The sequence below is a fragment of the Pseudomonas qingdaonensis genome (assembly GCF_018398475.1).
GTDB classification, from domain to species: domain Bacteria; phylum Pseudomonadota; class Gammaproteobacteria; order Pseudomonadales; family Pseudomonadaceae; genus Aquipseudomonas; species Aquipseudomonas palmensis.
This window is the reverse complement of record NZ_CP074676.1, coordinates 4,501,048-4,526,378: the sequence shown is the minus strand read 5'-3', so window position 1 is coordinate 4,526,378 and position 25,331 is coordinate 4,501,048. Positions and strand designations below refer to the sequence as shown.

The 25,331-nt window shown below is 64.5% G+C and carries 22 protein-coding genes and 2 pseudogenes; 16 read left to right on the top strand and 8 right to left on the bottom strand.

From position 1 onward, the window contains the following. Nucleotide 1 precedes the first annotated feature (1 nt). On the top strand, nucleotides 2-859 hold the full coding sequence (locus tag KH389_RS20635) for an efflux RND transporter periplasmic adaptor subunit (protein WP_043862597.1): 858 nt from the start codon (nucleotides 2-4) through the stop codon (nucleotides 857-859). 53 nt (nucleotides 860-912) lie between these two features. Next, a complete protein-coding gene (locus tag KH389_RS20630) occupies nucleotides 913-1,332 on the top strand; it encodes a DMP19 family protein (protein WP_058540986.1) in 420 nt (139 codons plus the stop codon). A gap of 4 nt (nucleotides 1,333-1,336) precedes the next feature. Here the strand turns inward: KH389_RS20630 and KH389_RS20625 are convergent, their stop codons facing one another. After that, nucleotides 1,337-2,095, bottom strand: a complete 759-nt coding sequence (locus KH389_RS20625) for an SDR family NAD(P)-dependent oxidoreductase (protein WP_213606160.1) — start codon at nucleotides 2,093-2,095, stop codon at nucleotides 1,337-1,339. A gap of 115 nt (nucleotides 2,096-2,210) precedes the next feature. Here KH389_RS20625 and KH389_RS20620 point away from each other — a divergent pair, with 115 nt between their 5' ends. Beyond that, the gene (locus KH389_RS20620) at nucleotides 2,211-3,128 is read left to right on the top strand and encodes a LysR family transcriptional regulator (RefSeq protein ID WP_054914718.1); all 918 of its coding nucleotides are present in this window, start codon (nucleotides 2,211-2,213) and stop codon (nucleotides 3,126-3,128) included. Here the strand turns inward: KH389_RS20620 and KH389_RS20615 are convergent. Beyond that, nucleotides 3,067-4,281, bottom strand: coding sequence for a GAF domain-containing sensor histidine kinase (locus tag KH389_RS20615; protein ID WP_213606159.1), 1,215 nt, complete (start codon nucleotides 4,279-4,281; stop codon nucleotides 3,067-3,069). The genes KH389_RS20620 and KH389_RS20615 overlap by 62 nt on opposite strands. A 192-nt stretch (nucleotides 4,282-4,473) precedes the next feature. Here KH389_RS20615 and KH389_RS20610 point away from each other — a divergent pair, with 192 nt between their 5' ends. Next, nucleotides 4,474-4,797 carry a DUF2025 family protein gene (locus KH389_RS20610; protein WP_043862592.1) on the top strand — a complete coding sequence of 108 codons (324 nt, stop codon included), beginning with the start codon at nucleotides 4,474-4,476 and terminating at the stop codon, nucleotides 4,795-4,797. A 71-nt stretch (nucleotides 4,798-4,868) separates the two neighbouring features. Here KH389_RS20610 and KH389_RS20605 read toward each other — a convergent pair whose 3' ends face one another. Then, nucleotides 4,869-5,945 carry a diguanylate cyclase gene (locus KH389_RS20605; RefSeq protein WP_078480541.1) on the bottom strand — a complete coding sequence of 359 codons (1,077 nt, stop codon included), beginning with the start codon at nucleotides 5,943-5,945 and terminating at the stop codon, nucleotides 4,869-4,871. Nucleotides 5,946-6,099: 154 nt separating this feature from the next. Between KH389_RS20605 and KH389_RS20600 the strand changes: the two genes are divergently transcribed. Next, complete coding sequence (locus tag KH389_RS20600; RefSeq protein ID WP_213606158.1) at nucleotides 6,100-7,167, top strand: MBL fold metallo-hydrolase; 1,068 nt, start codon at nucleotides 6,100-6,102, stop codon at nucleotides 7,165-7,167. Here the strand turns inward: KH389_RS20600 and KH389_RS20595 are convergent. Then, nucleotides 7,164-8,066: a formate/nitrite transporter family protein gene (locus KH389_RS20595; RefSeq protein ID WP_043862589.1), complete on the bottom strand. Its 903-nt coding sequence runs from the start codon at nucleotides 8,064-8,066 to the stop codon at nucleotides 7,164-7,166. The genes KH389_RS20600 and KH389_RS20595 overlap by 4 nt on opposite strands. Nucleotides 8,067-8,182: 116 nt before the next feature. Here KH389_RS20595 and KH389_RS20590 point away from each other — a divergent pair, with 116 nt between their 5' ends. The 6 genes and pseudogenes from KH389_RS20590 to KH389_RS20565 all read left to right on the top strand — a co-directional run bounded on the left by KH389_RS20590 (nucleotide 8,183) and on the right by KH389_RS20565 (nucleotide 14,736). Next, a complete protein-coding gene (locus tag KH389_RS20590; RefSeq protein ID WP_213606157.1) occupies nucleotides 8,183-9,376 on the top strand; it encodes a hypothetical protein in 1,194 nt (397 codons plus the stop codon). Between the two features lie 81 nt (nucleotides 9,377-9,457). Further along, nucleotides 9,458-11,407 (top strand): annotated as a pseudogene (locus tag KH389_RS20585) (flavin monoamine oxidase family protein). A 127-nt stretch (nucleotides 11,408-11,534) separates the two neighbouring features. Then, entirely contained in the window at nucleotides 11,535-12,431 is an 897-nt protein-coding gene (locus KH389_RS20580; protein WP_213606156.1) for a nitrilase family protein, read from the top strand. A 9-nt stretch (nucleotides 12,432-12,440) separates the two neighbouring features. Continuing rightward, nucleotides 12,441-13,637 (top strand): hypothetical protein, encoded by a 1,197-nt coding sequence (locus KH389_RS20575; RefSeq protein WP_213606155.1) that lies wholly within the window; start codon nucleotides 12,441-12,443, stop codon nucleotides 13,635-13,637. Nucleotides 13,638-13,730: 93 nt separating this feature from the next. Continuing rightward, nucleotides 13,731-14,258 carry a UPF0149 family protein gene (locus KH389_RS20570; RefSeq protein WP_231390896.1) on the top strand — a complete coding sequence of 176 codons (528 nt, stop codon included), beginning with the start codon at nucleotides 13,731-13,733 and terminating at the stop codon, nucleotides 14,256-14,258. Nucleotides 14,259-14,400: 142 nt separating this feature from the next. After that, nucleotides 14,401-14,736 (top strand): low molecular weight protein tyrosine phosphatase family protein, encoded by a 336-nt coding sequence (locus tag KH389_RS20565; RefSeq protein ID WP_213606154.1) that lies wholly within the window; start codon nucleotides 14,401-14,403, stop codon nucleotides 14,734-14,736. Between the two features lie 185 nt (nucleotides 14,737-14,921). Here KH389_RS20565 and KH389_RS20560 read toward each other — a convergent pair whose 3' ends face one another. Both KH389_RS20560 and KH389_RS20555 read right to left on the bottom strand, forming a co-directional pair. Continuing rightward, on the bottom strand, nucleotides 14,922-16,169 hold the full coding sequence (locus KH389_RS20560) for a ribonucleotide-diphosphate reductase subunit beta (protein ID WP_043862583.1): 1,248 nt from the start codon (nucleotides 16,167-16,169) through the stop codon (nucleotides 14,922-14,924). 249 nt (nucleotides 16,170-16,418) lie between these two features. After that, complete coding sequence (locus KH389_RS20555) at nucleotides 16,419-19,307, bottom strand: ribonucleoside-diphosphate reductase subunit alpha (RefSeq protein WP_213606153.1); 2,889 nt, start codon at nucleotides 19,305-19,307, stop codon at nucleotides 16,419-16,421. A 728-nt stretch (nucleotides 19,308-20,035) separates the two neighbouring features. Between KH389_RS20555 and KH389_RS20550 the strand changes: the two genes are divergently transcribed. The 4 genes and pseudogenes from KH389_RS20550 to KH389_RS20540 all read left to right on the top strand — a co-directional run bounded on the left by KH389_RS20550 (nucleotide 20,036) and on the right by KH389_RS20540 (nucleotide 22,891). Then, the gene (locus KH389_RS20550; protein WP_054914711.1) at nucleotides 20,036-20,761 is read left to right on the top strand and encodes a response regulator; all 726 of its coding nucleotides are present in this window, start codon (nucleotides 20,036-20,038) and stop codon (nucleotides 20,759-20,761) included. Next, entirely contained in the window at nucleotides 20,758-22,389 is a 1,632-nt protein-coding gene (locus KH389_RS20545) for an ATP-binding protein (protein ID WP_196933217.1), read from the top strand. The genes KH389_RS20550 and KH389_RS20545 overlap by 4 nt, the downstream gene beginning before the upstream one ends. Further along, nucleotides 22,382-22,499 (top strand): annotated as a pseudogene (locus KH389_RS27910) (siderophore-iron reductase FhuF); the annotation flags it as partial. The gene KH389_RS20545 and the pseudogene KH389_RS27910, both read left to right, overlap by 8 nt. Next, a complete protein-coding gene (locus KH389_RS20540; RefSeq protein ID WP_476726657.1) occupies nucleotides 22,472-22,891 on the top strand; it encodes a (2Fe-2S)-binding protein in 420 nt (139 codons plus the stop codon). The pseudogene KH389_RS27910 and the gene KH389_RS20540, both read left to right, overlap by 28 nt. Nucleotides 22,892-22,900: 9 nt before the next feature. Here the strand turns inward: KH389_RS20540 and KH389_RS20535 are convergent, their stop codons facing one another. Together KH389_RS20535 and KH389_RS20530 are read right to left on the bottom strand one after the other, a co-directional pair. Then, nucleotides 22,901-23,602 carry a 4'-phosphopantetheinyl transferase family protein gene (locus KH389_RS20535; RefSeq protein ID WP_088514031.1) on the bottom strand — a complete coding sequence of 234 codons (702 nt, stop codon included), beginning with the start codon at nucleotides 23,600-23,602 and terminating at the stop codon, nucleotides 22,901-22,903. Between the two features lie 101 nt (nucleotides 23,603-23,703). Continuing rightward, complete coding sequence (locus tag KH389_RS20530; RefSeq protein WP_058540996.1) at nucleotides 23,704-24,495, bottom strand: dienelactone hydrolase family protein; 792 nt, start codon at nucleotides 24,493-24,495, stop codon at nucleotides 23,704-23,706. Nucleotides 24,496-24,628: 133 nt separating this feature from the next. On the opposite strand from KH389_RS20530, the gene KH389_RS20525 reads away from it, so the two are divergent. Further along, the gene (locus KH389_RS20525) at nucleotides 24,629-25,231 is read left to right on the top strand and encodes a membrane protein (protein WP_043862576.1); all 603 of its coding nucleotides are present in this window, start codon (nucleotides 24,629-24,631) and stop codon (nucleotides 25,229-25,231) included. Nucleotides 25,232-25,331: the final 100 nt, after the last annotated feature.

The window sequence follows — 25,331 nt, the reverse complement described above, 5'->3', positions numbered from 1 at the left end:
CATGCGTACCTATGTGCGTGTTGCCGTAACCCTGTGCCTGGTGGTGGTGGCGGTTTTCGCCGGCCTCGAACTGTGGCGCTACTACATGCTCACCCCCTGGACCCGCGACGCGAAGATCCGCGCCGACGTGGTGATCGTCGCCCCGGATGTGTCGGGCTGGGTGCGCGAGCTCAAGGTGCACGACAACCAGGAGGTCAAGGCGGGGGATTTGCTGATGTCCATCGACAAGGACCGCTTCGAGGCCGCGCTGGAAAAAGCCAATGCCGTGGCCGAGACCCGCCAGCAGCAACTGCGCCTGCGCGAACACGAGGCCTCGCGCCGCGCTGCACTGGGCCCGCAGGCGATCAGCGCCGAGCTGCGCGAAAACGCCCAGATCAACGCCGCCGTGGCCCGTGGCGAGCTGCGCCAGGCCCTGGCCGAGGTCAAGGTGGCCGCGCTCAACCTGGCGCGCAGCCAGGTCAAGGCACCGCGGGACGGGCACATCACCAACCTGCGCCTGGCCGAGGGCAATTATGTGAATGCCGGGCAGCCGGTGATGGCGCTGGTGGACGACTCGACCTTCTATGTGCAGGCCTATTTCGAAGAAACCAAGCTGCCGCGCATCAAGGTCGGTGCGCCGGTCAAGGTGTGGCTGATGAGCGCCGGCGAGCCGATGCAGGGCCATGTGCAGAGCATCAGCCGCGGCATCACCGATCGCAACGCCACCCCCGACAGCCAGTTGCTGGCCGAAGTGGAGCCGACCTTCAACTGGGTGCGCCTGGCCCAGCGCATTCCGGTGCGCATCCGGCTCGACGAGGTGCCGGCGGGGGTCAACCTCAGTGCAGGCATGACCGCCAGCGTGCAGGTGCGCGAGGACTGAGGCGGCGCCTATAATCGCGCCCATCGATTCGGCACGTGGGCGAGGGAACGTACATGAGCATCACCAACAGCCCCACCTGGGCGCAACTCGAAGCACGCTGGGGTCACGGTTTCGACACCTTGCTGGCGCAGGAGCAGGAAGCCATCGCGCTGTGGTGGCTGGAGGCCGAAACCATGAACGGGCGGCTGGACCAGTATTTCTGGAACAGTGCCGGCGACCAGGCCCTGATCGCCTTGCGCGGCCTGCATGCCCTGCACATGCCGGTCACTGCCAAGGCGTTCGGTGATGCCCTGGCGCTGTTCGGCCCGCACTACCCCGAGCGTCGTGACGCGCGCATGGAGGTGCTCGAGGCGCTTGAGGCAGCGCACGGCGAGGACCTGTTCGAGGCCCCGTCGCGATTGATCCAGGACCTGCCCGAGGACTTCGTGCAGGCCGCGCTGGACCGCCTCACCGAGCTGTACAGGCACCTCTGAGGTTTCAGAGGAACATCCCGCCCGACACCTCCACCCGCTGGCCGTTGATCCAGCTGCCACCGTCGCCGAGCAGCACAGCCACCGCCGCGCCGATATCATCCGGCAGGCCCACGCGGCCCAGGGCAGTGTTGCTGGCGATAAAGCCGTTCACCTGGTCATTGTCGCGCACCACACCGCCACCAAAGTCGGTCTCGATGGCACCGGGGGCCAGGATGTTCACGCGAATGCCACGCGCACCGAGCTCCTTGGCCTGGTAGCGGGTCAGCACCTCCATTGCCCCCTTCATCGCCGCGTAGGCGGCAAAGCCGGGCAGGGCGAAGCGGGTCAGCCCGGTGGAGATATTGACGATGCGGCCCTGGTCGGCAAGCAGCGGCAGCAGCCGCTGGGTGAGAAAGAACGGGCCCTTGAGCTGGATGTTGAGCAGGGTATCGAACTGCGCTTCGGTGGTTTCGCTGAAGCTTGCGTTGATGCCGATGCCGGCGTTGTTCACCAGAAAGTCGAACTGTCGACGGCCGAAGGTACGCTGCAAGGTGTCATCGAGGGTGGCGGCGAACGCCTCGAAGCTGGCGCTGTTGCTCACGTCCAGTTGCAACATGGTGGCGCGCACGCCTTTTTGCTCAAGCTCGGCCACCAGCGCGTGGGCCTCGTCGGCCTTGCTGTGGTAGGTGCCGATGATGTCGATGCCCTGGGCTGCCAGGTGCAACGCGGTGTTCCTGCCCAGGCCACGGCTGGCGCCGGTAATCAGTGCGATCTTGGGGGTCATGGTCGGTTCCTCGGGGTGGCTGAAGTCGAGCACAGTCTATTGGTCGCTCCGGTACTGATAAATCCGCTGGATTCGGAAATACTGTTCGGCAGGGTCGAACAATGGAGGGGGCTGGATGAACACGCTGGAGCTGTTGCGCACCTTTGTGCGGGTTGCCGAACTGTCGAGCTTCACCCTGGCCGGTGAGAGCCTGGGACTGCCGCGTTCTACCGTCTCGGAACAGGTGCGCCTGCTTGAGAGGCACCTGGGCACGCGCCTGCTCAACCGCACCACGCGGCGTGTACAGGCCACCCAGGATGGCCTGCAACTGTACGAGCGTAGCAAAGACCTGCTGTCGCGAATGGACGAGCTCGAAGGGCTGTTTCGGCCAGACCCGGCCCAGTTGCACGGTCGCCTGCGCATCGACCTGCCGACGCTGATGGCACGGCGCATCATTCTGCCGGCCTTGCCGGCGTTCATGCAGCAGCACCCGGGGCTGGCGCTGGAGATCAGTTGCACCGATCGCCAGGTCGACCTGGTGCGCGAGGGCTTCGACTGCGTGCTGCGCATCGGTGCGCTCAGCGACCTTGCGCTGGTTGCCCGGCCCCTGGGCAGCCTGCGCATGGTCAACTGCGCCAGCCCTGCCTACCTGCAGCGCATGGGGGTGCCGACACGGCTGGAGGCCCTGCGCGACCACCAGTTGATCCACTACGTACAGAACCTGGGGGGGCGCTGCCCGGGGTTCGAGTACCGACAGGGCGCCACGACGCGGTATCAGCCCATGGGCGGTGCGGTCACGGTGAACAATACCGATGCCTACGAAAGCGCCTGCCTGGCCGGGTTGGGCATCATCCAGGCGCCCTTTGCCGGTGTGCGCGAGTACCTGGAGAGCGGGCAACTGGTCAGCGTGCTGGACCAGCAGGTGCCCGAGCCGATGCCGGTGTCATTGCTGTTCGCTCGGCAGGTACACCTGCCATTGCGGGTGGCGGCGTTCATGGGGTGGCTGGAGCAGGTTCTGGCGGGGCAACTCGATCCAGTGGCAGGCGCAGGCTGAACAGCGTGCCGGCCTCGCGGCTGGACACCACTTCCATGCGCCCGCCATGGGCCAGGGCAATCTGGTTGGCGATGTACAGGCCCAGCCCCAGGCCGCTTTGCGGGGTGCCGTCGAGCGGGCGCGAAAACGGCTGGAACAGTTGCGCCATCACCGCCGGGGCAATCGGCGCGCCCTGGTTGTGCACGCCCAGGGTGAACACCTGCTGCTCGATACGCGCCGATACATCTACCGGGCTGTTGGCGTCGCCATGGTTCAGGGCGTTGGCCAGCAGGTTGGAGAGCAGCTGGGTGATCCGCTCGCGGTCGCAGCACATGCCGCTGAGGTCATCGATATGCAGGCGTATCACCCGCTGCGGGTAGACCCGTTGCAGCTCGGAGGCCACCTGACGCAGGGCGGTGTCCAGGTCGGGGCAGGGCTGGATGTTCACCATGATGCCGTTGCCCAGGCGCCCGCGGGCGAAATCCAGCACATCGCGCACCAGTTCGGTGGCACGGCGCCCGGAGGCGAGGATGTGCTCGGCGATGGTTCGCGAGCGTGCATCGCCCAGGCGCTTGACCAGCAGCTCGGCGCCGGCGGTGATGGCGAACAGCGGGTTGCGCAGGTCGTGGCCGAGCACCGCGATGAACTGTTCGCGCAGCTCGGCGATGGCCAGCTCCTTCTTCAGCGCCGCCTCGGTCTGCTGGGCGGCTTCCTCGCTCTCGATCTGGATCGTCAACAGCCGCGCGAAGGACTCCATCATCGGCTGGATGGCACTGCCGGTGAGGGCGGCCGGGGCCGGATCGAGCGCGCAGATGGTGCCGAAAAAGCTGCCGTTGGTACGGAACACCGGCACCGAGATATAGCTTTCGAAGCGGTACAGGCGCGGGGTGGGGTGGTGGCAGTAGCGGGCGTCCTCGCTGGCCTTGTCGATCACGATGGTCTGGTGGCTGCCGCGAATCTCGTGGCATAGCGTGGTGGCCGCGTCCAGCTCGCCGCCCACTCCCAGGCCAAAGCCCAGGTTGTCGAGCACGGCGCAGGCGGTCCAGTTGTTCTCGGTGACACGGGCCACGGCCGCAAAGCGCATGCCGGTGGTTTCGCAGATCACCTGGAGGATGGCCGGCACGGCGTTGATCCGCGCAATCGTGGCAAGGTCGGCGGTGATGGCAGTACTCATGGAACGTCCACGTGGCTGGCGGCAAGGTGAGGATGTCTGGCAGTTTAGCGAAAAAAAGGGTGTCAGGCGCAGGCGGGTTTTTAGTAACCTCTGCCTGTCGAGCTTCTCCGTCAGAGAGGGCCGCAGACGACCCGCCCCGCGTGCCAATTCCATTCACCCCGCATCTTCGACGATGCTCCAGTGAGGTTTGACATGCACATCACTTCCCAGGATATCTGCGCCGCGGCCGACCAGCTCAAGGGCTTCGTAGGCTTCAACCACAAGCTGGGCCGGCATATCGTGCGCTTCAGCGAAGACTCGTTCGGCATGGACGTGGCCGACGACAGCATCATCCCCAGCCATGAATTCGTGTGGCAGGCGAGCGGCGGCGAGGTGATGACCTTGCGCCGCGAACTGATCGAGGTGCTGCTGGCGCAGAATGTCGACGAGCGGTTGAACATCACCGAGCCGTTGCGGGTGTACCTGCGTCGCAACGACCTGCCGGAGATCGCGGCCCAGCGCCGCTTGCGGGCGTGACACAGGGCCGCAAGCCCTAGCTGCAGGAGCCGGCCATGCCGGCGAAGGCGCCGGAACGTGGTGCCTGCATTTCAGTCCGGGTAGGCCAGGCGCAGCGGCACCACCTCGCCGCGGGCCACATTGACCTTGTTGCGGCCACTCTGCTTGGCCGCATACAGCGCCTTGTCCGCCTCGTTCAGCCACACCATGGAGTCTGCGAAGCCTGGCTGGAAGCTGGCCAGGCCGATGCTCAGGCTGATGCGCAATTGCGGGAGCTGCTCGTTGCGGTACTCGTTGACCCGCTGGCGCAGGCGCTCCATGACCTGGCTGGCATGCTCCAGGCTGCACCCGGGCAGGATCACGCCGAATTCATCCCCGCCGTAGCGCCCCGGCACGTCGTCCTCGCGCAGGTTGCGCTTGAGCTCGACGCTCAGCTGGCGCAGCACGCAGTCACCCACCACATGGCCATACACATCGTTGATGGTCTTGAAGTGGTCGATGTCGATGATCGCGATCACGGCCTGGGCCGGGGCCTGCTGGCACAGCTGAAAGCGCAGTTGCAGCAGGTCTTTCCATGAGCCGTGGTTGAACAGGCCGGTGAGGCTGTCGGTGCGGCTCAGCGCACTGAGGCTGCGCTTGTGCTCGGCCAGCTTGATTGCCAGGCGGTAGCACACCCAGCCCAGCGCCAGCGGATAGAGGGTCAGCATCGGCAGGCAGGCGTACACCTGCACGGTGCTGACCTCCAGTTGCAGGCTCGGCCCGAACAGCGCCACCGCCGCCACCATGCCCAGCCCCATGGCCAAAAGACCTTGCACAAACAGGCGCTGACCACCGGCGGCGACGTTGTTCATGCCCATCATGGCCAGGATGGTGACGCTGATGAGCGGGTTGAACTGCACGGTGCCGGCCCAGAAGCCGCCCATCAGCGAGTCGACCATCAGGTTGCGCTGTTCGGCGCGATAGGGGGCTTGCGAGCGCAGGCCGAGCTGGTAGGCCAGGTGCGGCCAGCCCAGGCCGTTGAACACCAGCAGCGCTACGACCCAGTACGGCAGCTGCAGGGGCAGCACGCCGGAAAGCACGCTGAACAGGCCGATACCCGAGCCGATGATACGCGGCAGGTAAATTCTTCTGACAAATGATAGTCCCTTGCCGTTGCTGATTTGAGTCATGATTTGCCGATCTGCCTGACGCCGTTCATCGCATAATTTGCGTGAATATTGTTGAACAAAGCCGGGCTGTTCAAGAATGGCCTTGCAGGCCATTTCACAGTTGGTACGGGCAATGGGCATGCACCTGAAACGGTTAGTCGGAGTATTTGCATTCATGGCTTCCCTTGCAGCACAAGCCACCGAAACCCCCGCGCAGCCGTCGCTGCAGCAGGATGGGCGGTACCGCAACCAGGCCCAGTTGCCCCGCGACGGGGTGCTGAAAAAACTGCGCATCGGTTTCAAGTTCCTGTTTCTGAGCAAGCCGGCCGACACCCGGCCAACCCTGCCGATACCGTTACACCCCCTGAGCCAGGCCCAGGTGCTGGCCGCGCCGGACCGCAGCCTGTGGCGCCTGGGCCATTCCACGGTGCTGCTCAAGCTGCGCGATCGTTTCTTCATCACCGACCCGGTGTTCGCCGAGCGCGCCTCACCGGTGCAGTGGGCCGGCCCGCAGCGCTTTCACCAGCCGCCGCTGGCGCTGGAGCAACTGCCGCCGATCACGGCGGTGATACTGTCCCACGACCATTACGACCATCTGGATGAACGGGCGGTGCTGGCCCTGGCCGAGCGCACCGAGGTGTTCCTTGCCCCGCTTGGGGTGGGCGACACCCTGGTCGGGTGGGGCGTGCCTGCGGCCAAGGTGCGCCAGCTCGACTGGTGGCAGGCCACGGAGGTTGCGGGCATCCAGTTCGTCGCCACCCCGGCGCAGCACTTCTCCGGGCGCGGGCTGTTCGACAGCAACCGCACCCTGTGGGCGTCATGGGTGGTGCTCGATGAGGACCTGCGCCTGTTCTTCAGCGGCGATACCGGCTATTTCGAGGGCTTCAGGCAGATCGGCGAACGCTATGGGCCATTCGACGTGACCCTGATGGAAACCGGCGCCTACAACGTCAACTGGCCCAATGTGCACATGCAGCCCGAGCAGAGCCTGCAGGCGCACCTGGACCTGCGCGGGCGCTGGTTGCTGCCGATCCACAACGGCACCTTCGACCTGTCCACCCACGCCTGGCATGAACCCTTCGACCGCATCATGGCCCTGGCGGCCAACGCACGGGTACCGCTGAGCACCCCGCAGATGGGGGAGCGGGTCAGCCTGGTGCAACCGCAGCGGGGTACCGCGTGGTGGCTTCCACTGGAGCAACAGCAGGCTCAGGCGGGCGTGTTGGCCACCAGGCAGCGCTAAGGTGCGTCGCTAGGGTCGCGCCGGCCGGGCAAGGGGCGCTCGCGGCCCTTGCTCAGGGTTTCATCGGGCAGGCCGGCGTCGCTGCGAATCTGCGCATGGCTGATCAGCGCGAAGATGAAGCTGCCGCCCACGATGTTGCCCGCCAGGGTCGGCGCGGCAAAGTGCAGCCAGAACTGCTGCCAGCTCACTTCCCCGGCCCACACCAGGTACGACACCTCGACCGAGCCAACCACGATATGGGTGAAGTCACCCAGCGCCATGAGATAGGTGATCAGCAGGATGATCCAGATCTTGGCGTTCTCCATCGACGGGATCATCCACACCATGGTCGCGATCATCCAGCCCGAGATGATGCCCTTGGCAAACATCTGGCCCACCTCGTTTTCCATGACCTTGCGCCCCACTTCGAGAAAGGCGAGATCGGTCTTGGTGTCGAAGATCGGCAGGTGCAGCATCACGTATGACACCAGCACGGTGCCCACCAGGTTGCCGAACAGCACCACGCCCCACAGGCGCAACAGGCGCCCCACATTGTTGAACGTGGGTTTGGTCATCACCGGCAGCACGGCGGTCAGGGTATTTTCGGTAAACAGTTGCTGGCGCGCGAGAATCACCGCCAGAAAGCCCGCCGAGTAGCCCAGGCTGGCGATCACCTGGCTGCTGTCGCCCTCGGGCAGGCGGGAATAGAACAGCCCCATCGCCATCAGCGACAGGCCCATGCTCAAGCCGGCCGCCAGTGCCGACCACCACAGCGCCGCGATGGTGCGCTGCAGTTCCTTGTCGCCCTGGGCGCGGATGATCTCGTGGAGCACAGCGGCACGTGGCGGCTGGTTGTGGCTGACCTCCTGCTCTTCGTCCGCTGACAGGCCCGGGGTCTTGCCGCTTTTCTGCTCGTTCATGGGGGAGGTTTCCGTGGGGGGCTCTGAGTAAAGATCCGCCGCCGTTCAATTAGTTGCCTAGTGCCGCAGGCTTTGTCGGCATAATTCACCCCTCTTGAATAGCGGACGTTTTTCCCATGAAACATGGATGTTGCGTCGCACTGCTGGCCGCGCAGGCCTTTACCGCAGCCATGCCCGCCCAGGCGGGCTTGGACAGCGACGTGTTCACCGGTACCCTGGGTACCCAGTCGATCGTGCTGGAGCTCGACCGCGCCGTGCCCGAGGATGTCAGCGGGCGTTACTTCTACGTGAAGCATCACCACGACCTGCAGCTCACCGGCAGCATCCAGGGCACGCGGATTCAACTGGTGGAGGGGCATGAGCCGGCCCCGGAGGCAGGCATCGACTCGCTGCCAACACTCGCGCTGTGGCCGGCTGCCCAGGGCGGCCTGCAAGGTGAGTGGCAAAGCGCCCAGGGCAAACGCCTGCCGATCACGCTGCTGCCGGCACGACTGCCGCAGGTACCGTCGGGTGCCGATCCGTTCCTGGCCCGCCAGTACACCGACTCACCCTATGAATACCTGAGGCTGATGCAACTGCCGTTGAAGCCGGGCGAGCTTGAACACTTTCAAGGCTACCCGCTGCGCTGGCTGAGCGAGCCGTCCTCGGGGATAAGCCTGTTCGTGATCGAGGACGGTTACCCTGCGCAGCAGCTCACACGCCTCAATCAGTTGCTGCGCGCGCGCCTGTCCAGTGATGTGGTGGCCTACCACCAGTGCATGCTGCTGGGGCGCCCTGGCGGGTACTACCGGCAGACGGTGACGCCACGGTTCATGAGCAATGCGCTGCTCAGTGTCAGCATCGTGCAGGACTACAGCTGCGACGGCACGCCGATGCTGCCCACCGATGCGCCGCTCAACCTGGCGGTGGAGTCGGGCAAGGAGCTGACCCTGGACGATGTGCTGTGGGTGGGCGAGGGCAAGCCGTTTCACTACGAGTACCAGCCTGGCCCCAACCCCGAGCAGTTCGCCACCGTGAGTTTCGGTGCCTATGTGGACTACCGCTCGCGCACCTTTGCGCCGTGGTTGCTGGCGCAGCTCAAGCAGCTTTATCCGCAGCACATGTTGGGCGAGGTGGGCGAGGACGGCTGCGATTACGCACAGGCGCAGGTGTGGCAGATGCCCACATGGCGCTTTACCCCTGAAGGCATCCAGTTCGACCCGGTGTTCGACAGCGTGCAGCGCCATTGCCGTGGGGTGGGCTGGGCGGTGCTGCCGTATCGGATAGTGAGGCAGCATGCAGGTGGGGTGGCGCTCGAACTGCCGGAGTGAGGGCGTTCAACTATGTAGCACCGCTGCAGCCGGCAGCGACTTCAAGCTCTCTGCTCCGCCACTTCAAGCAGAGAGCAGCCCATGACTATCGGTTCCACCTACAACCATCCCGCTGATGTTGCGACCCCCTTGGCGGGTAATGCCGAAGGCTGGTCGGCGCGGTTCCCCAACCCGCCCGATCTGTGTTTCGACTACCGCAGGTTGCTCGAGCAGGTCGGTGGTATCGCCCAAGCCCGTCGCGCCGAGCACCGCATTTGCATCATCGGTGCCGGCGTTACCGGTTTGACTGCCGCCCGCGAGCTGCTGCGTTGCGGCTTCCAGCACATCACCCTGATCGAAAAGTCGCAACGGATCGGCGGTCGGCACATGACCATCGTCGACCCTGGCCCAGGCGACAGGGAGCCTTCGACGCCGTTCGAAATGGGCGCCATGCGCATGCCGTTGTTCAATCGCAGTGGCGAAGCGCCGAAAGAGGGGCGCTCGTTGATGGCGTACTACGCCAGTCAGTTCGATCTGCGCTTGTCCGATTTTCCCAACCCGGGTACGCCTGCCGTACGCTCGACAGGCATCTACCTGCGTGAAGGTCTGCTGGACGGCGAGGGCGAGCCGACGCTGTTGATCTGGGACAACGCTGACGGCCGGACACCGCCACCTACGGCCACCTTGCAACAGGTACATGAAAAGTGGCGGGTGTTTGCCGACCGGATGACCGAAACCGTGGCGCAAGCCTACGGCGACGAGCAGTGGGAAGACCTGTGGGCCGCCATTGTTGAACGCTATCAGGCAATGTCGTTTCGGGACCTGGTCAGGTTGCCGGCAATTGATGTGTGGAACCCCGAAACGCCCGGCGACTTCGGCGGCCTGGGCATGAGCGCGGCAGAGTCCGCGTTGTTCTATGCCATCGGTATCGGCGACGGCAGTTGGGGGGCTTTCTATGATGTCTGCAGCCTGTATCCGCTGCGAACGGCGATCTTCGGCTTCAGCAGCCACCTGCAACTGGTGCATGGCCGCGTGGACGAGCAGGGTAACCCGCTGGACGCGCCGCTGGTTGCCAATCAGCCTGTATACGACAGCAGAGGTCTGCCGTTCGCGTCACCTACCTACCTGGGGCTGGCCGCTCTGGATGAATGCCTGTTGTTCATGCCGGTAGCGCCAACCGGTGCATCTCCCTACCAGCACCTCAGTGCCCTGCCCAACGGGCTGCTTACCGACAGCCCGGTTACTGGCCTGCGCAAGCTGGCGAACCAGCAGATTCGCGTGCAGTACCAGTGGCATGCCAGCGACCTGCAATCGAGCACGTTGCAGAGCGAGGACTTCGACGCAGTGATCGTCACCTTGCCTTCCTGGCTGATCGAGACATCGGTGCGTCTTTAAGGCTTCACTGCGGCAATGCTGCCTCAGCAGATCATCGATGCATACAAGACGGCGCACTGGGAAACCAGCTGCAAGGTGTATGCGCCATTGCAGAAAAGTTTTTTGCAACGTAATCAGGCCATCCCGCAAATTCTCGTTACTGACAGCTTTATCCACGATGTTTATGCCTATCGCTACAACGACCGCTATGCCAGCGACTGCATCCTGCTCAGCTACACCTGGGAGGACGACGCGACCAAGCTGGCCGCGTTCAGCGATGAGCAACTGGTGGAAAAGTGCGTGCAGGAGCTGGACCGGATCCTGTTGCGGTGCAGCAATGTGCAGGCACCGCTATCGCCGTATGTCGATACCCGCAATGCGCGGGTGCAGCGTTGGGTCACCGACCGCAATGCCCTGGGCTGCGCCAGGCTCTACCGGGCCGGCACCTACTACGATGCGCTGAGCCTGATGCGATACAGCCGTGAGCATGCCCGTCACAGCGGGTTGTACCTGGCAGGCGAGTCGTTCTCGGTGGATGCAGGCTGGACCGAGCCCTGCCTGCGTACCGCGATCGATGCCGTGATCAACCTGTGCAACGACACCGGGGCGCTGTTCAACGGCGGTTTCAGCATGGCGGTCTATCCGCACTATTGCATTCAGCCCCAGGCGTCCCGGTAGGCCTTTCCTACAGGCGCAGAGCGGCCTTGCAGCATTGTCGGAAGGGGCCGACTTGTCCCTCTTGAGGGTTGTTTTGTCCACTGGAAAGCCTCCAAACGACAACTCGAACAACAAAAAGGACACTCCCATGCCTGCACCCTCTGTCCCGGTCAGCCCCGTGCGTATTGCCGTGATTCAGTTCGACCCGCAGGTCGGGCTGGACCAGTGCGACAACAACTTGTGCAAAGGTCTGCAGCTCGCCGAAGAGGCGGTGCATGACGGCGCCAACCTGATCGTGCTGCCCGAGCTTGCCAACACCGGCTACACCTTCGAGACCCGAGCAGAAGCCTATGCGCATGCCGAAACCCTCGATGAAGGTCCCAGTATCAAGACCTGGCGCGCCTTCGCCCGGGAGCATCAGGTGTACCTGGTGGCAGGATTTGTCGAGCGCGATGGCCTCAAGCTGTATGACAGCGCGGTGCTGTTCGGCCCCGACGGGCTGCTGGGCCATTACCGCAAGGCACACCTGTGGAACCAGGAAAAGCTCTGGTTCAGCCCCGGTGATCTGGGCTTTCCGGTGTTTGAAACCCCGATCGGGCGGATCGGCCTGATGATCTGCTGGGACGTATGGTTTCCCGAGGTGCCACGCCTGCTTGCGTTGCAGGGTGCAGACATCATCTGCAGCCTGAACAACTGGGTGTGGACACCGCCCCCGCTGTTCGATGCCAGCGGCAGGTGCATGGCCTCGTACCTCACCATCACCGCGGCCCACGTCAACAATGTCTACATTGCCGCCGCCAACCGCATCGGCAGCGAGCGTGGCGGGCGTTTTCTGGGGTGTTCGCTGATCGCGGGCACCAATGGCTGGCCGTTGGGCAAGGTGGGGGGCGCCGAGGACGAGTGCATCCTGTATGCCGATGTCGACCTCAGCACTGCACGCAGCGCGCCGGTCTGGAACAGCCTGAATGACCTGCCACGGGACCGTCGCACCGATTGCTATGGCGCGATGCTGGGTTATGACCAGCATCCAGCGCTGCCGCGCTGAGGAGTCGCCATGGACAAGTCAATCGACAAGGTGGAGGCAGGCTTTCTGCCTTTGCTGCTGATGTGCGTGTGCGTGTCGCTGGGCACCGGGGTGTTCATCGAGGTCATCAGCGGGCGTGCGGCATCCTGGGTCGGGGTATGGCCCGACTACGCGCACATGGTCGCCAACCTGCACGAGCCGCTGGCGCGGTTGCGCTGGATCGTCGGCGATATCAGCGAGGTAGCGTTCTACAAGCATGAGCTGCCGGCGATCGGGTTGCTGCTGGGCGCCGCGCTGGCCCATTGGGCGCACCGCACGGGCCGGGCATGGCAAGGCTTTGCGATCTGCTATGGCACCGGGTTGTGGCCCTGGCTGGTGACCAGTTCGCTGCTGGGGCTGGTGTTCAGCCATGTGCTGTGGGGCTGGACGCTCAGCGCCAGCACCTGGCAACCCACCTTCGTCGCGTTCGTCTCGCTGCCGGCGGCGATGGTGCTGCTGTTCGGCGGCGGCTGGAAGGTCGCGATCAATGGCGCGTTGCTGGGGGCACTGCTGGTGACGCCAGCGAGCCTGCTGCTGGTCAATTACCTGTGCTACCCACTGGGCTTGCCGGTGGTGATCGGCAATGTTGGCGGCATGGCCGTGGCGAGTGTGCTGGCGTTCATGCTGTGCCGGCGGTTTGCAGGCCTGGTGCGCTCGACGCCGCCTGTCGATGCGCCGCCACCGGCACCGGTCATCGAGAGAGCGACACCGCACCACGGCGTTGGCTGGACGCTGCGACGGGTGCTGGCCGACTTCAGCGAGGCGCCGTTCTTCGGCAATGAGCTGGCCAGCCTGGGCTTGTTGCTCGGCGTGCTGGCGGCCTACCTGCTGTCGCCGGCCGGGCCGGCCTACGGCTCCCAGCTGGTGCTGGAGATGGTGGGCGGGCAGGCGCTGGCGTCGCTGATCGGCGTGCTGTTGTGGCGCAGGCAATGGATGCAGAGGGGGTGGTACCCGACCTATATCCCGATCGTGTCCGTGGTGCCGGCGGCGGTGCTGACATTGGGTGGCACGTGGGAGGTAGTGGTGCTCAGCGCCGGCCTGGGCGCGGTGATGGCACCGCCATTGGCGGTCGCAATCAGCCAGCGCCTGCCCAGCCATCTGCATGGGTACATTGGCAACGTGCTGTCGATGGCTGCCTGCACGCTGATGATCCTGCCATTTGTGGCGTGGCTGACGGGCGCCGGGTAAGCGCTGAAGGGCGGGGTGATGTAGTGTTACGGCAGGATCCCGCCTTGAGGCTATGCCATGACAGCTTTTGTACAGCCTTTGAACGATAAGGAAATGACCCGTCTTGATGGTTTTCTGCTCAAGTACGGTAACGATGAAGCCATCCTCACGCTCTCGGAGCTGGATGGCTTTCTGGTGGCGCTGGCCAGTTCGCCCGTGTTGTTGACGCCCAACGAATGGCTGCCCGAAGTGACCGGCGGCAGAGCGCCGCGGTTCAAGAAGCCGGCCGAGGCCGAGGCGTTTTCGGCGTTGTTGATGCGCTACATGAACAACGTGGCGGGCGAGCTCAGTGAGGCGTGTGATGCCTTCGAACCGTTGTTTCTCGAAGACGAGTCCGAGCCTGATCCGCAGGTGGTGGTGGAGGAGTGGTGCTTCGGCTATTTGCGGGGTGTGCAGGTAGCGCGCTGGCCGGCGCTGCCGCCGGTGCAGGTGCGGCACCTGGAGGCGATTGCGCTGCATGGGCTGGACGAGAACATCGAAAAAGTCGAGGCGTTGCAGCCGCAGGAGCATGCGGCTTCGGTCGAGGCCGTCGTGATCGGTTTGCGGGCGTTGTATCGGTTTTTCGATTCGCAACGCGGGTAGCCATCGCGCGACCCTCTGATTTGCCGACGCCATCGCGGGTCAAGCCCGCTCCCACAAAGTGTTTGCGCCCTCCTGTGGGAGCGGGCTTGCCCCGCGATGGGCTGTCTGCCAACCCTAATCTTGTTGTAATTCCAGGTAATCAATGACACTGCATGTACTGTTCGTGTGTACTCAGAACCGCTTGCGCAGCCCCACGGCTGAACAGGTGTTTGCCGACTGGCCGGGGGTGGAGACGGCCTCTGCCGGTGTGGGCAATGATGCGGACGTGCCGGTGGGCAACGAGTTGCTGGCGTGGGCAGACCTGGTGATCGTGATGGAACAGGCGCACCGCAAGAAACTGTCGGCGCGATTCCGCTCGGTGCTGGGCGACAAGCGCATCGTTTGCCTGGGCATCCCGGACTACTATGGGTTCATGGCGCCGGAGTTGGTTGAACTGTTGAAGGCCAGGGTGCCGCAGTTTTTGCCGGATCAACTGTAATAGTGCGCAAGGTCTGCTGGCCTCTTCGCCAGCAAGGCTGGCTCCTAACGGGTTCCAGCGTGACCCTGGCTGACAGACGCTAGCAGGCGCAGCGACCAACAGCATGCGAAAACCTCTGAAAAAAGGCAGGCACAAAAAAGGCCGCCTTGCGGCAGCCTCTTTTTGCAGCATCCACGCGCGGGAAATCAATCCCAGCTCAACGCGCCGCCAGTCTGATACTCGATAACCCGCGTCTCGAAGAAGTTCTTCTCTTTCTTCAAGTCCATGATTTCGCTCATCCATGGGAACGGGTTGGTGGTACCTGGGTACTCTTCCTTCAGGCCGATCTGCGACAGGCGACGGTTGGCGATGAACTTGAGGTAGTCCTCCATCATCGCCGCGTTCATGCCCAGCACGCCGCGTGGCATGGTGTCGCGTGCGTATTCGATTTCCAGCTGAGTACCCTGCAGGATCATCTGCGAGGCCTCTTCCTTCATCTCTGCATCCCACAGGTGCGGGTTTTCGATCTTGATCTGGTTGATCACGTCGATACCGAAGTTCAGGTGCATCGACTCGTCACGCAGGATGTACTGGAACTGCTCGGCAACGCCGGTCATCTTGTTGCGACGACCCATCGACAGGATCTGGGTGAAGCCGCAGTAGAAGAAGATGCCTTCGAGTACGCAGTAGTAGGCGATCAGGTTGCGCAGCAGCTCCTTGTCGGTCTCGACGGTGCCGGTGTCGAACTCCGGGTCCGAGATGGCACGGGTGTAGCGCAGGCCCCAGGCGGCCTTTTTCGCGACCGAAGGGATCTCGTGGTACATGTTGAAGATCTCGCCTTCATCCATGCCCAGCGATTCGATGCAGTACTGGTACGCGTGGGTGTGGATCGCCTCTTCGAACGCCTGGCGCAGGATGTACTGGCGGCACTCGGGGTTGGTGATCAAGCGGTACACGGCCAGTGCCAGGTTGTTGGCAACCAGCGAGTCGGCGGTGGAGAAGAAGCCCAGGTTGCGCATGACGATGCGACGCTCGTCGTCGGTCAGGCCTTCGGGGGTCTTCCACAGGGCGATGTCCGCGGTCATGTTGACCTCTTGCGGCATCCAGTGGTTGGCACAGCCATCCAGGTACTTCTGCCAGGCCCAGTCGTACTTGAACGGTACCAGCTGGTTGAGGTCGGCGCGGCAGTTGATCATGCGCTTCTCGTCGACCGCTACACGGGCAGCAGAGCCTTCCAGCTCGGCCAGGCCTTCGGCGATGTCGAGATCGTCCAGGGCCGCCTTGGCGCGCTTGACCGCGTCGGAGTCGGCGGCGGTCACTGCACGGGCTTCCTGCGCGGCCACACCGCCAGCGCTGTCGAGCTTGTCGATGCCCGCTTCAGCCACCTGAGAGGCGGTTTGACCTTTGGCGGCGACTTCGCCGTCTTCGTTTTCGAATTCGTCCCAGCTCAGCATGATGGGTCTCCTGCTTGAGGGCCATGAAAGAGTATGGCCGGTTGGATCTAGGGTTGCGCTGCTCGCGGTTAAGGTGTGCACGCAAAATCTTGGAATGCTTCCGGGGGCGTAGCCCCTCGGGGAGGGCGGGGTGACCCGCACCTGGGTGTTCGGCGATAGAGGCCGGTGGTTGTGCCGACCTCTTCGCTGGCAAGGCCAGCGCCTACAGGGTAGGCGCAAGGCGCCGCTTGCAAGCGGCGCCTTCAGGCCTTACTGGCAGGCTTCGCAGTCTGGCTCGTCGATCGCGCAGGCTTTTGGCACTGGGGCAGGGCCGGCTGGCGCTGCTGCCTGGACCGGGGCGCTGTCGCCACCGCTGGACACGGCGTTGAGCTTGCCGGTGCTGATGGTCGACTTCTCGGTGCTGGTGGCGGCCAGGGCACGGAGGTAGTAGGTGGTTTTCAGGCCACGGTACCAGGCCATGCGGTAGGTCACGTCCAGCTTCTTGCCCGAAGCGCCGGCAATGTACAGGTTCAGCGACTGGGCCTGGTCGATCCACTTCTGGCGACGGCTGGCTGCATCGACGATCCATTTGGTCTCGACTTCGAACGCGGTGGCGTACAGGTCCTTGAGCTCCTGCGGAATACGCTCGATCTGCTGCACCGAACCATCGTAGTACTTCAGGTCGTTGATCATGACCGAGTCCCACAGGCCGCGGGCCTTCAGGTCGTGGACCAGGTACGGGTTGATCACGGTGAACTCGCCCGACAGGTTCGATTTCACGTACAGGTTCTGGTAGGTCGGCTCGATCGACTGCGAAACGCCGGTGATGTTGGCGATGGTCGCGGTCGGTGCGATGGCCATGATGTTCGAGTTGCGAATGCCTTTCTGCACACGGGCACGTACCGGTGCCCAGTCCAGGCTCTCGTTCAGGTCGACATCGATGTACTGCTGGCCACGTTGCTCGATCAGGATCTGTTGCGAGTCCAGTGGCAGGATGCCCTTGGACCACAGCGAACCCTGGAACGTCTCGTAGGCGCCACGCTCATCGGCCAGGTCGCAGGAGGCCTGGATCGCGTAGTAGCTGACCGCTTCCATCGACTTGTCGGCGAACTCGACCGCAGCGTCCGAACCGTACGGGATGTGCTGCAGGTACAGCGCGTCCTGGAAGCCCATGATGCCCAGGCCCACAGGGCGGTGCTTGAGGTTCGAGTTGCGCGCCTGCGGCACGGAGTAGTAGTTGATGTCGATCACGTTGTCGAGCATGCGCACGGCAGTGTTCACGGTGCGTTGCAGCTTGGCGGTGTCCAGCTTGCCGTCGACGATGTGGTTCGGCAGGTTGATCGAGCCCAGGTTGCAGACCGCGATCTCGTCCTTGTTGGTGTTCAGGGTGATCTCGGTGCACAGGTTCGAGCTGTGTACCACGCCCACGTGCTGCTGCGGCGAACGCAGGTTGCACGGGTCCTTGAAGGTCAGCCACGGGTGGCCGGTCTCGAACAGCATCGACAGCATCTTGCGCCACAGGTCTTTGGCCTGGACGGTCTTGAACACCTTGATCTTGTTGTACTCGGTCAGGGCTTCGTAGTACTCGTAGCGCTCTTCGAAGGCCTTGCCGGTCAGGTCGTGCAGGTCTGGTACTTCGCTTGGCGAGAACAGGGTCCACTTGCCGTCATCGAAGACACGCTTCATGAACAGGTCGGGGATCCAGTTGGCGGTGTTCATGTCGTGGGTACGACGACGGTCATCACCGGTGTTCTTGCGCAGCTCGATGAATTCTTCGATATCCAGGTGCCAGGTTTCCAGGTAGGCACAGACCGCGCCCTTGCGCTTGCCGCCCTGGTTGACCGCAACGGCGGTGTCGTTGACCACCTTGAGGAAGGGCACGACGCCCTGGGACTTGCCGTTTGTGCCCTTGATGTAGGAGCCCAGTGCACGCACAGGGGTCCAGTCGTTGCCCAGGCCACCGGCGAATTTCGACAGCATGGCGTTGTCGTGGATCGCGTGGTAGATGCCCGACAGGTCGTCCGGCACGGTGGTCAGGTAGCAGCTCGACAGCTGCGGACGCAGGGTGCCGGCGTTGAACAGGGTCGGGGTCGAGGCCATGTAGTCGAACGACGACAACAGGTTGTAGAACTCGATCGCACGGGCTTCCTTGTCTTGCTCTTCCAGCGCCAGGCCCATGGCCACGCGCATGAAGAACACCTGTGGCAGCTCGAAGCGCACGCCATCCTTGTGGATGAAGTAGCGGTCGTAGAGGGTCTGCAGGCCCAGGTAGGTGAACTGCTGGTCGCGCTCGTGGTTGATCGCCTTGCCCAGACGCTCCAGGTCGAAGTCGGCCAGGGCAGGGTTGAGCAGTTCGAACTGCACGCCCTTGGCCACGTAGGCAGGCAGCGCCTTGGCGTACAGCTCGGCCATTTCGTGGTGGGTGGCGCTGTCGGCCACTTCGAGGAAGCTCAGGCCTTCGGCACGCAGGGTGTCCATCAGCAGGCGGGCGGTGACGAACGAGTAGTTCGGCTCGCGCTCTACCAGGGTACGGGCGGTCATCACCAGGGCGGTGTTGACGTCCTTGATGGCCACGCCGTCGTACAGGTTCTTCAGGGTTTCGCGCTGGATCAGCTCGCCATCGACTTCGGCCAGGCCTTCGCAGGCCTCGGTGATGATGGTGTTCAGGCGGTTCATGTCCAGCGGCGCGAAGCTGCCGTCGGCCAGGCTGATGCGGATGCTCGGGTGCGGCTGTACCGAGGCGTCGGCCGGAGTGCGGGTGGCACGCTCCTTGGCACGCTGGTCACGGTAGATCACGTAGTCACGGGCGACTTTCTGCTCGCCGGCGCGCATCAGGGCCAGTTCGACCTGGTCCTGGATCTCTTCGATATGGATGGTGCCGCCCGAAGGCATGCGACGCTTGAAGGTGGCGGTGACCTGCTCGGTCAGGCGGGCGACGGTGTCGTGGATGCGCGACGAGGCGGCAGCGGTGCCGCCTTCAACTGCGAGGAACGCTTTGGTGATGGCCACGGTGATCTTGTCGTCGGTGTAGGCGACGACAGTGCCGTTACGCTTGATCACGCGCAGTTGGCCGGGGGCGGTGGCAGCCAGATCCTGGTTCGAATCAGCGGCCTGCGGCGCCAGCGCCTGCGGGTTCTCGCGAGTTGTGTCGGTTTGCATGGGTGTCTCCACGTTCTCTATGTTTGTTCAGATGCCTTTTGGGCACCTACCGTTCCGTCCGAAAGCTCGCCAACTTGCCCACCGGCGCATGCGCGCCTGGCCGGGCAGGGTCTACCGACTTCGGGACAGATCAGGAAAAAAAGGGGCAATCGCTTGCCGCTCCCTGGCCGAAGTCAAAGGTTCTGGGCCACGGCCCAAAAACTGTTGCTGACGGGGTTGCACTTGCAACACCCGTACCCGAAACAAGGCCCGTCGCGGGCTTGCACCGGTCGCCTTCCGCAGGAGCGGTTTGGCTGCGAATTTCAATCAAAGTTCAAGCAAAAAAAGCGCCTCTGAAGGCTTGAGTTCTCTGCTCCACTTGTGCTTGGATTTTTGTTCAAAACCCAACATGTAGTGTTTTGTCGCGCTGGGGATACAAGATAATGCGGTATCGGGGGTATTGCAAGGCAGTGGCCTGTGGATAACGTGTGGGTAGATTGTGCGTGATTATGGGCAAAGCCTTGTAGGCCGCGTCCCACCGCCATTCCACCGCTCGTCACTCTTTTTTTGCCCGGGCAAAGCGTCGCAGGGGCATTTTTGAGGGCGCGAACCCTATCACAAAAAACGCACTTGTCCAGCGACTTTGGCGCGGCTTTTTCCGGCGCCCGGCAGTGGTAGTATCGCGGGCCAATGTTGCCCTTTATTGAAGGGCTTCACTCCAACAATAAAAAGCCCAGCCGAGGTGATCCGTGCAGCAGCCCAACAGTCAGGTGTTGATCGTCGAGGATGACGAGCGTCTAGCCGAGCTGACCCGTGACTACCTGCAAGCCAATGGCTTCGACGTGGCGGTGGAGGGCGATGGGGCGAAGGCGGCGGCGCGCATCGTGGCCGAGCAGCCAGACCTGGTGATCCTCGACCTGATGCTGCCCGGCGAGGACGGCCTGAGCATCTGCCGCAAGGTGCGCACGCAGTACAACGGGGTCATCCTGATGCTCACCGCGCGCAGCGAGGACCTGGACCAGGTGCAGGGCCTGGACCTGGGCGCCGACGATTACGTGTGCAAGCCGGTGCGCCCGCGCCTGTTGCTGGCGCGGATCAACGCCTTGCTGCGTCGCACCGAGGTGCCGGCCACCACGGGCGAGCGCCAGAGCCTGCAGTTCGGCCCGCTGCGGGTGGACAACACCCTGCGCGAAGCCTGGCTCGGCGACAACGGCATCGAGCTGACCGCTGCCGAGTTCGACCTGCTGTGGCTGCTGGTGAGCAACGCGGGGCGCATCCTGTCCCGCGAAGAGATCTTTACCTCCCTGCGCGGGGTGGGCTATGACGGCCAGGACCGCTCCATCGATGTGCGCATTTCGCGCATCCGCCCCAAGATAGGCGACGACCCCGACCACCCGCGCATGATCAAGACGGTGCGCAGCAAAGGCTACCTGTTCGTGGGCGAGGCTGCCCAGGCGCTGGGCCTGGTTGAATGAACTCGATCTTCCTGCGCATCTACGGCGGCATGCTGGCCGCCCTGGTGCTGGTGGCGTTGCTGGGCGCGCTCAGCCTGCACCTGCTCAACGAGGTGCGTGCCGAGCAGTACCGCGAGCGCCTGGCCCACGGCACCTTTACCCTGATGGCCGACAACCTGGCCCCCATGAGCGATGTGGAGCGTACCCGGGCGCTGGCGATATGGGGGCGCCTGCTGGGCATTCCGCTGGCCCTCACCTCGATCGATCAGGCCGCCCTCGACGGCAGCCAGCGCACCCGCCTGCAACGCGGGCATGTGCTGGTGCAGCGCACCGGCCCCCATGCGGCGCGGGTGCTGCGCCAGGTGCGCGGGCAGAACCTGTTGCTGACCGGCGAGGTGCAGCAGATCAGCGAGCAACTGGCCCGCGCCACCATCTACCTGCTGGCCGACGAACTGGTGCGTTACCCGGTGGGCGAGCAGCCGCAGCGCCTGGCCGAACTCAAGCAGAGCAAGGGGTTCGGCTTCGACCTGCGCCTGCTCAGCCTCGACCAGACCGACATGGACGGCGACCAGCGCCGTCGCGTCGACGAAGGCGACACCGTGATGGCGCTGGGCAAGGACGGCAACTCGATCCGCGTGTTCGCCGGCATGGTGGCCACGCCCTGGGTGCTGGAGATCGGGCCGCTGTATCAGATGAACCCGTATCCACCGCAGATGCTGCTGGTGATCGCGGCGCTGGGGCTGTGCCTGATCGGCCTGATCGTGTACCTGCTGGTACGCCAGCTGGAGCGGCGTCTGTCGGGCCTGGAGGCGGCAGCCACGCAGATTGCCCAGGGTAGCCTGGACGTGCGGGTGGCAGCGGACGACGCCGACTCGGTGGGGCGCCTGGCCGCGGCGTTCAACCATATGGCCGGGCACCTGCAGCAATCGCTGAACATGCAGCGCGAACTGGTGCGGGCGGTGTCCCATGAGCTGCGCACCCCGGTGGCGCGCCTGCGCTTTGGCCTGGAGATGGTCGAGAACGCCAGCAGCGAGCACGCCCGCGAGAAATACCTGCTGGGCATGGACAACGATATTCAGGACCTCGACCGGCTGGTCGACGAGATGCTCACCTACGCACGTCTTGAGCAAGGGGCGCCGGCCCTGAACTTCCAGCGTATCGACCTGGACGCCTTGCTCGACCAGGTGATTGCCGAACTGGCGCCGCTGCGCCGCGAGGTGCGGGTGCTGCGCGGGCCGTGCCAGGGCGGCGAGCAGGGGGCGTGGGTCGAGGCCGAGCCGCGCTACCTGCACCGCGCCCTGCAGAACCTGGTGAGCAATGCGATGCGCCACGCCGAGTCGCAGGTCAGCCTGAGCTATCAACTGGGCGCCCAGCGCTGTCGCATCGACGTCGAAGACGATGGGCCGGGGGTGCCGCAAAGCGCCTGGTCGCGCATCTTCACGCCCTTTACCCGCCTGGACGACAGCCGTACCCGCGCCTCCGGCGGGCACGGGCTGGGCTTGTCGATCGTGCGGCGGATCATCTACTGGCATGCCGGGCGCGCCCTGATCGGCAAGAGCGAGCGCCTGGGTGGTGCCTGCTTCAGCCTGAGCTGGCCACGCGCGCATGACGCGGAGCAGGCGCAGGAGGACGGCCTTGAGGCTCGCTGAGCTGTTGCGCCCCGACGCCTTCGATGCCCTGCTGCTGGGGCTGTACGGCCCCGAGCTGATGCCGGCGCAACGGCCGGTACTGGTGTCGCAATGGTCCAAGTACTATTTCGCCTTGCTGTGGCGTGCGGCCCTGGTCGGGCGCGCCCCGTTGCAGGTTCAGGCGCTGGCGGTGACGCTGGATGGGCGCGGCCTGCCAACCGACCTGTCGACGTCCGCGGCGGTGGGCGGTGTGGTGGCGGTACTGGAACGGCACCTGCCAGCCATCGTCGAGCAACTGGCCGTGCTGGGCAGCGTGCCGGCGGCGGTGTTGTGGGGCAATGCCGGTGACTGCCTGGAGCAGATTGCAGGTGAGCGGCCCGAGGTCCAGCGGTTGCTGGAGACGCCCGGCAACCCGCTGTACGGCGCGGTGCGCTACACCCCTGACGGGCGGCGGGTCAGGCGCACCTGTTGCCTGAGCTACAAGGTCGAGTGGGTAGGGCGCTGCGCGCAGTGCCCGCTGTAAGCCTGCGGCTCACACGCTGACCAGGCTCAGCAGCTGATCGCCCTGCAGGCTGAACTGCCCCTGGATTTCCCGGCCGTGGCACCACAGCGGCGACAGGTCGGTGAGCAGGCGCAGGCGGGCGTGGCCATCGGCGGACCATTCCAGCAGTTCGGCGTGCTCGAAATAGAAGCGCTTGTGCACGATGGGGTACAGCGCCTTGAACAGGCTTTCCTTGAGGGAGAAGGTCAGCGTGGTGGTCAGGCTCAGCTGGCTGCGGTCCATGCGCTGCAGCTCATCGGCAGTGAGGATTTCGCCCATCAGGCGTTCGGCGCGTTCGGTCTCCAGCAGGTTTTCCTGGTCCAGGCCCAGGCCCTGGCAGTCGCTGCTGCGGGCCACCACGGCGGCCGCCCAGCCCTTGCCGTGGGTGATCGAGCCGCTGATGCCGGCCGGCCATAGGGGGGCGCGGTCGTCGCCGGTGGCGGGCAGGTAGTCGCGCCCGTCCAGGCGCTGCAGGGCGGCGCGGGCGCACACGCGGCCGGCCAGGTACTCGGCCTGACGCTTGGCCACCGAGCGTTGCAGGCTGGGGGTGGGTTCGATGGCGGCGCGCCGGAAGTCATCGGCGGCGAGGTTGGCCGGGTCGAAGGCGCAGCTGACCAGCACCGCACCGGGGACCGGGTGGGGCAGGGGCCAGTGGTGCTGGAGCGGGGCGCAGCAGTGCGGGAGTCGATTCATGGGCGCTATTGTGCCGTGGCCCACGAGCCTTCGCCAGCAACGCTGGCGCCTACAGGTTCACGCGGCCTGCCGCAGGAGCCAGCGTTGCCGCCAAGCGGGCTTCAGTCAAACACCTTCTTCAAGAACACCTGCAGGTCTGCCCACGAGCTTTCATCGGCGGCCTTGTCATAGCCGATATCCGGCCCGCCGTGCTCGCCGTGGCTCAGGCGGTCGGCATCCGGGTTGGTGAAGCCATGCTTGGCCCCCGGGATGCTCACGAACTTCAGGTCGGCGCCGGCTGCCTCCATCTCCTTCCTGAACGCAGCCACCTGCTCGGGCGTGACCATGCTGTCGCTGGCGCCATGCTCCACCAGCAACGGCGCCTTCACACTGCCGCTGGTTGCCGGCGTGGCCGTCACCAGCGCTCCGTGAAAGCTCGCCACCCCCGCCAGCGGCTCACTGCGCCGCGCAGCGTCCAGCACCACCTTGCCGCCGAAGCAGTAGCCGATGGCGGCGATCTTGTCGGGGTTGGTCTGCGGCTGGATCTTCAGCAACTCGACCCCGGCATCGAAGCGTGTTGCCGCCGTCTTCGGGTCTTTCAAGGCCGCCGCCATGAACGCCTGCGCATCGGCCGGGTGCTCGGTGTTCTTGCCGTCGCCATACATGTCGATGGCCAGCGCGCTGTAGCCCAGCCCGGCCAGGTCGCGGGCACGGCGCTTGGCATAGTCGTTCAGCCCCCACCATTCGTGCACCACCACCACCCCGGGACGTTCGCCCTTCACGGCGTCGTCATAGGCGTAGTAGCCCACCAGGCGCTTGCCGTCGGCGTCCTGGTAGTCGATCTGGCGGGTTTGCACCGCAGCCTGGGCCAGGCCAGTGGCGCCGATCAGGGCAAGTGCGAGCAGGTAACGCATGGTCAGTCTCCTTTTTTTCCGTTGATGCCCGCTCGTTCAGCCGGGGTTCAGCCAGCATTCAGCGGCGGTTCAGGGCGCCCTGCTTACTCTAGCTCCCACACAAACACCGCGCATCACTCTGGAGTACACACTCATGAAAAGCCTCAATACCGTACTGATCGCCATCACCATGCTGGGTGCCAGCTCCCTGGTACAGGCTGCCGACACCACCTTCGCCGGCCTCACCTACGGCCAGACCAGCGACAAGATCAAGAAGTCCGGCCTGCTCAGCAGCAACACCGACCACCTCAACACCGACGGCATCATCAGCAAGGACGGCACCTGGGGTGCGCGCATTGGTCAGCAGAACGACCAGGGCCGCTACTACCTCACCTATGACAACGTCTCCAACAACCACAGCGGCCTGAAAATGCGCCAGGAAAACCTGCTGGGCAGCTACGACGTGTTCTATCCGCTGGGTAGCAGCACCAAGGCATTCGGCGGTGCGAGCCTGGGCGTGACCAAGCTCAGCCAGGAATCCTCCGGCTACAGCCGCGACACCGACACCGGCTACGCCTACGGCCTGCAGGCTGGCGTACTGCAACAGGTCAGCAGCAATGCTTCGGTCGAACTGGGCTACCGCTACCTGCGCAGCAACGCCACCACCGAACTGTCCGAGCACGACGGCGACAAGCTCGGTGCCCTGCGCCTGAAAAGCAGCGCGCAAACCTACCTGTCGGCCAACTACCTGTTCTGAACCCCCGCGCAATACCCGAACCGGCCTTCACTCTGGCCGGTTCGCTGTTATTCTGCCGTTATGTAGCGAGATGCCCGGCCAAGCAGGCCGGGCCTGGTTA

Bases quoted from the DNA above. Each gene is read 5' to 3' on its own strand.
- KH389_RS20635 (WP_043862597.1), top strand. From the start codon at position 2: ATGCGTACCTATGTGCGTGTTGCCGTAACCCTGTGCCTGGTGGTGGTG.
- KH389_RS20630 (WP_058540986.1), top strand. From the start codon at position 913: ATGAGCATCACCAACAGCCCCACCTGGGCGCAACTCGAAGCACGCTGG.
- KH389_RS20625 (WP_213606160.1), bottom strand. From the start codon at position 2,095: ATGACCCCCAAGATCGCACTGATTACCGGCGCCAGCCGTGGCCTGGGC.
- KH389_RS20620 (WP_054914718.1), top strand. From the start codon at position 2,211: ATGAACACGCTGGAGCTGTTGCGCACCTTTGTGCGGGTTGCCGAACTG.
- KH389_RS20615 (WP_213606159.1), bottom strand. From the start codon at position 4,281: ATGAGTACTGCCATCACCGCCGACCTTGCCACGATTGCGCGGATCAAC.
- KH389_RS20610 (WP_043862592.1), top strand. From the start codon at position 4,474: ATGCACATCACTTCCCAGGATATCTGCGCCGCGGCCGACCAGCTCAAG.
- KH389_RS20605 (WP_078480541.1), bottom strand. From the start codon at position 5,945: ATGACTCAAATCAGCAACGGCAAGGGACTATCATTTGTCAGAAGAATT.
- KH389_RS20600 (WP_213606158.1), top strand. From the start codon at position 6,100: ATGGCTTCCCTTGCAGCACAAGCCACCGAAACCCCCGCGCAGCCGTCG.
- KH389_RS20595 (WP_043862589.1), bottom strand. From the start codon at position 8,066: ATGAACGAGCAGAAAAGCGGCAAGACCCCGGGCCTGTCAGCGGACGAA.
- KH389_RS20590 (WP_213606157.1), top strand. From the start codon at position 8,183: ATGAAACATGGATGTTGCGTCGCACTGCTGGCCGCGCAGGCCTTTACC.
- KH389_RS20580 (WP_213606156.1), top strand. From the start codon at position 11,535: ATGCCTGCACCCTCTGTCCCGGTCAGCCCCGTGCGTATTGCCGTGATT.
- KH389_RS20575 (WP_213606155.1), top strand. From the start codon at position 12,441: ATGGACAAGTCAATCGACAAGGTGGAGGCAGGCTTTCTGCCTTTGCTG.
- KH389_RS20570 (WP_231390896.1), top strand. From the start codon at position 13,731: ATGACCCGTCTTGATGGTTTTCTGCTCAAGTACGGTAACGATGAAGCC.
- KH389_RS20565 (WP_213606154.1), top strand. From the start codon at position 14,401: ATGACACTGCATGTACTGTTCGTGTGTACTCAGAACCGCTTGCGCAGC.
- KH389_RS20560 (WP_043862583.1), bottom strand. From the start codon at position 16,169: ATGCTGAGCTGGGACGAATTCGAAAACGAAGACGGCGAAGTCGCCGCC.
- KH389_RS20555 (WP_213606153.1), bottom strand. From the start codon at position 19,307: ATGCAAACCGACACAACTCGCGAGAACCCGCAGGCGCTGGCGCCGCAG.
- KH389_RS20545 (WP_196933217.1), top strand. From the start codon at position 20,758: ATGAACTCGATCTTCCTGCGCATCTACGGCGGCATGCTGGCCGCCCTG.
- KH389_RS20535 (WP_088514031.1), bottom strand. From the start codon at position 23,602: ATGAATCGACTCCCGCACTGCTGCGCCCCGCTCCAGCACCACTGGCCC.
- KH389_RS20530 (WP_058540996.1), bottom strand. From the start codon at position 24,495: ATGCGTTACCTGCTCGCACTTGCCCTGATCGGCGCCACTGGCCTGGCC.
- KH389_RS20525 (WP_043862576.1), top strand. From the start codon at position 24,629: ATGAAAAGCCTCAATACCGTACTGATCGCCATCACCATGCTGGGTGCC.